The sequence below is a fragment of the Herpetosiphon llansteffanensis genome (genome assembly GCF_003205875.1).
Taxonomy (GTDB): domain Bacteria; phylum Chloroflexota; class Chloroflexia; order Chloroflexales; family Herpetosiphonaceae; genus Herpetosiphon; species Herpetosiphon llansteffanensis.
This window is the reverse complement of the sequence record NZ_PUBZ01000103.1, coordinates 199,241-206,232: the sequence shown is the minus strand read 5'-3', so window position 1 is coordinate 206,232 and position 6,992 is coordinate 199,241. Positions and strand designations below refer to the sequence as shown.

Below are 6,992 nucleotides of genomic sequence, written 5' to 3'. Positions count from 1 at the left end.
ACAGGATCAGGGGTCGGGCTGTGGGCTGTAGGCTTTTGGCTAGAGCGTCCATCCACTGGGCGAGTGAGCTGGCTTACAAGGGTCGGTGTGAAGATTCCCTCACCCCAACCCCTCTCCCGTGCGCGGGGCTTTAACACCATGGTTCTGTCGCAATTCCTTGGTGAAAAATGGTCGGCTCCCCCTCGCCCGCGTTTCAGTGGGAGAGGGGGTTGGGGGGTGAGGGAACGCTCTACATCCGACCAATTGCTGAGAACCTACCCTTGTGAGGTGAGGGGGCTGGGGGTGAGGGACCAGACCATGGCTGCAATCCTCTAGCCTCTCGCTAATATGGCCTTCGCGATCTTCGCGGTTTCTCAGCTTCGTGACCTTCGTGGATTAAATTAAAAAGGGTAGCAATGCTACCCGATCAACCACCACATATCACTTCCACACACTAACTAATTCGCACCCCTCACTGCGTATTGTAGCAACTTCCTACGCAGCTGCCTAGCACCCATGTGTAACAATTAGGTAACAATTGGCTGATAATGCGCTGATGTGCTGCTGAGAAGAGGGTTTTATGGCTAAAATAGCCCTATGCAACAGTTTGGAGGTTTTGGGCTATGAGTGGTCGCATCCTGATTGTCGATGATGATCCAGCAATTTTAAGTGGGGTGAGCACCTTGTTGGAGCAAGCAGGCTATGAGATTGCTCAGGCTGCAAGTGTGGCTCAGGCGCGGGCGCAATTGCAGGCATTTAATCCGCCAAGCTTGGTGATTCTCGATTTAATGTTGCCAGATGGCGATGGCTTTGAGTTGTGTCGCCAAATTCGCCAAAGCAGCCAATATTTGCCAATTTTAATGCTTTCGGCGCGTGATGAATTGAATGATCGGGTTGAAGGCCTGACGGTTGGCGCTGATGATTATCTGACCAAGCCGTTTGCGCCAGCTGAATTATTGGCGCGGGTACGGGCAATTTTGCGCTTGGCCCAACATCAACGCGAAACGCTTGGCGCATTGGAATGCGGCAAATTGCGCTTCGATTGCGAATTGCAGCGCGCTTGGTGGGATGAACAATTGCTCGAATTAACTCCCAAAGAAAGTGGCGTTTTATTGCAATTAATGCGTCAGCCGAGCCATGTTTGGGGCCGTTTGGCCTTGTTGCAAACCGTTTGGGGCACTACCTTTTTGGGCGATTCGCGGATTGTTGATGTGTGTGTGCAACGCTTACGTGCTAAAATCAACCAACTTGATCCTAGTGCCGACCCAATTCAGACGGTACGTGGGTTTGGCTATCGCTTGAAGTGTGAGCCATGATTGTTCTGCCGCTCAAAGCTATGATTTTTGCGCTATTGCTGCTACTTTGGCTGGTTGCTAGCGTTGGCTGGTGGCTGGGTCAGCGCGGCAAGCGCCCAATTATTCAGCACACTGCTGATCCGATTTTGCGCCAGCAAATTGCCCAACATCGGGCCTTTATTGGCACGCTTTCGCATGAATTGCGCACGCCGTTGACCGCTCTTTTAGCGCATACCGCTATTGTGCGCAACCAACAAAGCGAGCAAACAGTGCGCGATCATTCGTTGCTGACATTGGAGCGCGAAGCCCAACGCATGGCGCGCTTAGTGCGCGATCTGTTGGAATTGCATCGGTTAGAATTAAGCGAAGAATTGCCGTTAGTGCCGGTTAATGTGGCGCTGCTGGCTGAAGAAGCGATTGCCAGTATTTGGGTGATGGCCGACGAAGCGCAAATTGAATTGCAATTTGAGGCCGACCCAACGCATAAACGAGTTTTAGCCCATCCTGATCGCTTAAAACAAGTTTGGTTAAATTTGTTGATCAATTGTTTGCGCTATTGTCGGGCTGGCGATTGGGTGTTGGTGCGCGTAGAGGCCAACGAGCAAGGGTTGCGTTGTAGTGTTGAAGATAGTGGTCCGGGCATCGCCGCCGCTGATTTGCCGCATGTAACCGAGCCATTGTATCGTGGCGTGCTGGATAATCAAGGCAGCGGCTTGGGCTTGAGCTTGGTCAAACAGATTTTGGCGCGCCATCATAGCAGCTTGCAGGTTGAAAGTAGCACCAGCTCGCCGACTGGCACGCATGTATGGTGGATTTTGCCCTATGACTAAATTGCGTTGGTTTAGCCTACTCGTTCTTGGTTCAATCATCTACTGGCTGCTGCCAATCGACGGTAATTTAGTCCTTCAGACCAACCAACAGGCTGGCTGGCCGCAAATTTGGTTCGAGCGTGATGCCCAAAATCAGCAATGGGTCTATGTGCGCGATAACCAGCCTTGGGTGTATGTGGCCTTGACACTTGATGGCACGACGTTGAGCCGCGATCAGCAATTTGCCACTGGCAGCGACCCATGGACATGGCGTTGGAACACAACAGGGAATTTGACCCAAGCTGATATTCGTTTTTATCACGATTGCGACCGTGGCTGCCAAGAGCGTGGCAGTTTGATGCTTGGCCAGCCTGCGCCAACGCCGATGCCACGCCAAAGCACCTTGCTTGGCGCTGTGTTCGCCAATCCTGAGCGCGATTGGTATGGCCGCGCGGCGTGGACGATTGAATTAGCTTATGCGTTGCGTGCCGATGAGAGCCAGTGGAGCATCGATGCCTTGGCCTCGCGAGTCGCGGCAGCGCATAAAGCTGGCTTGCGGGTCATTATTCGGGTTGCCTACGACCAAGGCCAAAGTTTGCCGCCGAATGATGATGAAACTGCTTTGGCGATTTTTTTGCGTTTTTGCCAGCGTTTAGCCCACGATCAACGCTTGCAGGTGGTTTATGGCTATAGCATTGGCAATGGCTACAATAGCATCGGCGAAAACACGCTTACCCAAGAGCCATTAACTCCTGCTTGGGTTGCCCGCATGTTGGTTGGTTATGGCGTTGCAGTTGAACGCCACGATAATGTGATTGAAACCATGCGCGGCTTGAATCCGCAGCTCAAGCTGCTGGTCGGGCCGGTGCGGCCTTGGAGCAACGATGCAGATGGTGACTGGACCGACCCGCTGAATCAACCATGGCTCAATTATTTTAATAGTGTCTTGGTGTTGCTTGATCAAACGATTCGTTTGAAGCACGCGCAGCAAATTAATGTTGCGCCCGATGGCTTTGCAGTAAGCACCTTTGGCTGGCCAGAACAGAGCGCCGACCCTGCCCAAGAGCCATTACGCGATGTTTATCTGGCGCAATCGGGCAAGGCGCAGCGTGGGTTTCGGCTCTATCGCGATTGGCTGGCGATTATCAATCGCTATCCAAGTATGGCCAATCGTCCGGTCTATATCACCGCTACCAACACGTTTCACCCTGAGCAAGGCCAAACGCCACTGGAAAACTATCCTAATGGGTGGCTGAGCAATGCCTTGCGCGAAGTGAGTGGCAACCCGCAGGTGCAGGCTTTATGTTGGTTTGTTGATCAGCCGTTTGGCCAGCAATGGCGCGAATGGAGCCTGAGCGAGCCGCAAGGCAAAATGCATGAAGCCGCTCAGGAGTTCGATCAACTATTGCGTTAGGCTTGTGGCTCGACGCTAATTTCAGTATGGACTGAGTTGGCGAGAAAGCATTTATCGTGGGCTTGATGGTGAAAGTGCTTGATTTGCTCGGCGCTAGGCGCTGGCTCGACCCAGGTTATGCTTGGGCGCAAGCTTACTTTGCTCATGACGATTTTGCCAGCGCTATTTTTGCCCATTTTGCCCAGCGCCTGATCGGAATAGCGCTCAACGACAAAGCCTGCTTCGGCCACGATTGATAAAAACCAGAGCATATGACAGCTGGATAAGGCTGCCACAAACGCTTCCTCTGGGTCAACCGCCTGTTCGTCGGAGTAGGGTAGCGGCACAACATGCGGCGACGAAGAGCCTGGCACAACCTGCCCGCCATCGAAAATCCAACGATGGGCGCGGCTATATTTGCCATCGCTAAATGTTGCCGCTTGGCGTTCCCATTCGATGTTAACGGTGTATCCTGCCATTGTTTAACTCCTCAAATGTGATCCACGAAGGACACGAAGAATGAAACCACGAAGATCGCGAAGCGCACGAAGTGAGGCTATGGGCTATAGGCTATTGGCTTTTGGTTGGAGGATGGATGATCCTGTGCTTTCTGAGCAATGTTTCGATAGCCCATAGCCAAAAGCCCCATAGTCATCCTTTCGCTTTATGCTCTATGTTCTATGTGGAATGGTTCATAGCATTAGCAACTGGATATTGGAATCCTTGGCATACGCGCGACGGTACACTGCATCGGGGGTTTCGCCCCAAGCCCTTGATGCAGTCGCCGCGTGTTGTCGCGCATTTCCCACAAGCGATGGATATACCGCCGTTCTTCCGACGACACGAACTGCTGTCAATGGAAACATTCCTCGTTATCCGTCCGATTACTCCGTTCAATAAACCCATTGCGCCACGGCGCGCGGCGGGGTATCCGCCAATGCCGTAATCCCAAGTGCTCCATCATCCGTTCAAAGGCCGTGACCCGCTGCGGATGGGCCGTATAGGCCATCGTGAACATCATCGCATTATCTGTGACCACCAGATGAAATGGCGACAAGCGCGTCACCGCCTGTGCGAGGACCCCCGCAATCACGGCACTGGTTTGGGTCGGATGGATTTCGGAATAGTTGATCCGTGTCCGCAGATGAATCGCACTGATTTTGTATTCGCGTCCCCGCTGCCCCTGAATCGCCGGTAATTCCTGAATATCGAGCTGGACACGATGCCGCCCAACCGGAATGTGCCACACTAGGCGTTTTTTTTGGGGCGCGGTCCAATCTGGCCAGCGGCATGCAGCATGCGCCAGATGGTGGCTTTATTGGCGGTTGGAAATTGGGCCTGGAGTTCATGGGCGATGCGCTGATGCCGTGATGCGGATTGGCATCGCGATAGGCCTCGGTGACGACAATCCGGCCATGGCGTTTGGGGTCGGACGAGCGGTCGTCGGGCTGGTCACGGTGAATTCAGCGAAAGACGGTGCTGCGATTGACGCGAAAATGGGTGGCTAAGCGGGCAATGGTCCAGCCCTCCTCGCGGCGCAGACGTTGCAGTTCTTGGCGTTGGCGGACCGTCAGTGCGGCATTGCGATGGATTCCCATACGACCTCTACGATCGACATGAATAGGATTGTCAAACCATTGTACCATTACAGCTATGCTCTATGTTCTCTGTTCTGCTGCCTTTTGATTTCTGCCCTTTGACTTTCTTTGCTACAATGGATGCATATCGCATGAACGTTGAGATTTTTCATAACCCAAGGGGGAAACGACGATGTTTAGTCCCGATCAGTTAGCTCAAATGCGGGCGGCGCAGGAGCGCTGGAACGATGAAACGCTGGCTCCGACGCTCCAGAAAACTCCTGAACGTCCGGCGTTATTTAGCACCGTCTCAAGCGAGCCGATTCAGCGGTTGTATACGCCGCTCGATATTGCCGATACCGATTATGCCAAGGATATTAGCTTTCCTGGCGAGTTTCCCTATACCCGTGGGATTCACCCAACTGGCTATCGCGGCAAGCTCTGGACGATGCGCATGTTTGCTGGTTTTGGCACTGCTGAAGAAACCAATGCGCGTTTCAAATATTTGCTAAGCCAAGGCCAAACTGGGCTTTCGACCGCCTTCGATATGCCAACCCTCTATGGCCGCGACACCGATCATCCCTTGGTCGAGGGTGAATTTGGCAAGTGTGGCGTGGCTGTCACCTCATTGGCTGATATGGAAATTTTGTTCGATGGCATTCCATTGGATCAAGTAACCACATCGATGACAATTAACTCGCCAGCAGCGATTGTTTGGGCGATGTATATCGCGGCGGCGGAAAAACGCGGCATTTCGCGCGCCAAATTGGGCGGCACACTCCAAAACGACATCCTCAAAGAATATGCAGCCCAAAACGAATATATTTTTCCAATTGCGCCATCGATGCGTTTGGTCGTCGATACGATTGAATTTGCTGCGCAACACATGCCCAAGTGGAATCCGGTTTCGGTCAGCGGCTATCACATTCGCGAAGCTGGCTCAACTGCGGCCCAAGAATTGGCCTTTACGCTTGGTGATGGCTTGGCCTATGTCAAAGCCTGCATCAAACGAGGCATGAATATTGATGATTTTGCGCCACGAATTTCCTATTTCTTCAATGCTCACAACGATTTCTTCGAAGAAATTGCCAAATATCGGGCGGCGCGGCGGGTTTGGGCACGCCAAATGCGCGATGTCTATGGTGCGAAAAATCCCCGCTCGTGGTGGATGCGTTTTCACACCCAAACAGCTGGGGTTTCGCTCACCGCCCAGCAACCAGAAAACAACATTGTGCGGGTTGCGATTCAAGCGCTGGCAGCGGTCATCGGCGGCACGCAATCGTTGCACACCGATGCGATGGACGAAGCGTTGGCCTTGCCATCGGAAAAAGCTGTGACAATTGCGCTGCGCACCCAGCAAATTATTGCTGAAGAAAGCGGCGTAATCAACACCGTCGATCCGTTGGCTGGCTCGTACTTTGTCGAAGCCCTGACCAACCGCATGGAAGCAGAATGTCTCGATTACTTCCGCCGCATCGAGGAGCAAGGTGGCATGGAAGCTGCTTTGGAAAAAGGCTGGATTCAACAACAAATCGCCGATTCGTCATATCGCTTCCAGCAAGAGGTCGATAGCGGCCAGCGCGGCTTTGTTGGGGTCAACAAATATACCGTTGACGACCCAATTGAAATTCCGATTTTGCAAATGGACCCCAACGGCGAGAGCAAACACATGGCGCGTTTGAACAAAGTGCGCAACGAACGTGATCAAGCTCGTTGGTCGGCAGCCATGAACGATTTGCGCCAAGCAGCGCAAGGCGAGCACAATTTGATGGAGCCAATTTTGGCGGCGGTCAATGCCTATGCCACCTTGGGCGAAATGTGCGATGTCTTGCGCGAAGTCTTTGGCGTGTATCAAGAAGTGATGATTGTCTAATTTGAACAAAGAGCATAGAACATAGAACATAGCTCTTTGGAACTTGCTAAGTTTCGAGTATCATAG

General features: G+C 52.7%; 7 protein-coding genes. 4 read left to right on the top strand and 3 right to left on the bottom strand.

The window, feature by feature from the left end:
* Window positions 1–602: 602 nt before the first annotated feature.
* From C5S61_RS15815 to C5S61_RS15805, 3 genes are read left to right on the top strand one after another with little or no spacing between them, the layout of a single operon-like run.
* Window positions 603–1,295: a response regulator transcription factor gene (locus C5S61_RS15815; RefSeq protein ID WP_110516293.1), complete on the top strand. Its 693-nt coding sequence runs from the start codon at window positions 603–605 to the stop codon at window positions 1,293–1,295.
* Window positions 1,292–2,104: a sensor histidine kinase gene (locus C5S61_RS15810; RefSeq protein WP_110516291.1), complete on the top strand. Its 813-nt coding sequence runs from the start codon at window positions 1,292–1,294 to the stop codon at window positions 2,102–2,104. Before C5S61_RS15815 ends, C5S61_RS15810 begins: the two co-directional genes overlap by 4 nt.
* On the top strand, window positions 2,097–3,497 hold the full coding sequence (locus tag C5S61_RS15805) for a hypothetical protein (protein WP_110516289.1): 1,401 nt from the start codon (window positions 2,097–2,099) through the stop codon (window positions 3,495–3,497). Before C5S61_RS15810 ends, C5S61_RS15805 begins: the two co-directional genes overlap by 8 nt.
* Here the strand turns inward: C5S61_RS15805 and C5S61_RS15800 are convergent.
* The 3 genes from C5S61_RS15800 to C5S61_RS15790 all read right to left on the bottom strand — a co-directional run bounded on the left by C5S61_RS15800 (window position 3,494) and on the right by C5S61_RS15790 (window position 5,074).
* On the bottom strand, window positions 3,494–3,955 hold the full coding sequence (locus C5S61_RS15800; RefSeq protein ID WP_110516287.1) for an OsmC family protein: 462 nt from the start codon (window positions 3,953–3,955) through the stop codon (window positions 3,494–3,496). The two genes, C5S61_RS15805 and C5S61_RS15800, sit on opposite strands and share 4 nt — an antisense overlap.
* Before the next feature lie 374 nt (window positions 3,956–4,329).
* Window positions 4,330–4,725, bottom strand: a complete 396-nt coding sequence (locus tag C5S61_RS15795) for a DDE-type integrase/transposase/recombinase (protein ID WP_164689532.1) — start codon at window positions 4,723–4,725, stop codon at window positions 4,330–4,332.
* A gap of 214 nt (window positions 4,726–4,939) precedes the next feature.
* On the bottom strand, window positions 4,940–5,074 hold the full coding sequence (locus C5S61_RS15790; protein ID WP_164689531.1) for a helix-turn-helix domain-containing protein: 135 nt from the start codon (window positions 5,072–5,074) through the stop codon (window positions 4,940–4,942).
* A 172-nt stretch (window positions 5,075–5,246) separates the two neighbouring features.
* On the opposite strand from C5S61_RS15790, the gene C5S61_RS15785 reads away from it, so the two are divergent.
* Complete coding sequence (locus tag C5S61_RS15785) at window positions 5,247–6,926, top strand: acyl-CoA mutase large subunit family protein (protein WP_110516280.1); 1,680 nt, start codon at window positions 5,247–5,249, stop codon at window positions 6,924–6,926.
* The last annotated feature ends 66 nt before the right edge of the window (window positions 6,927–6,992 follow it).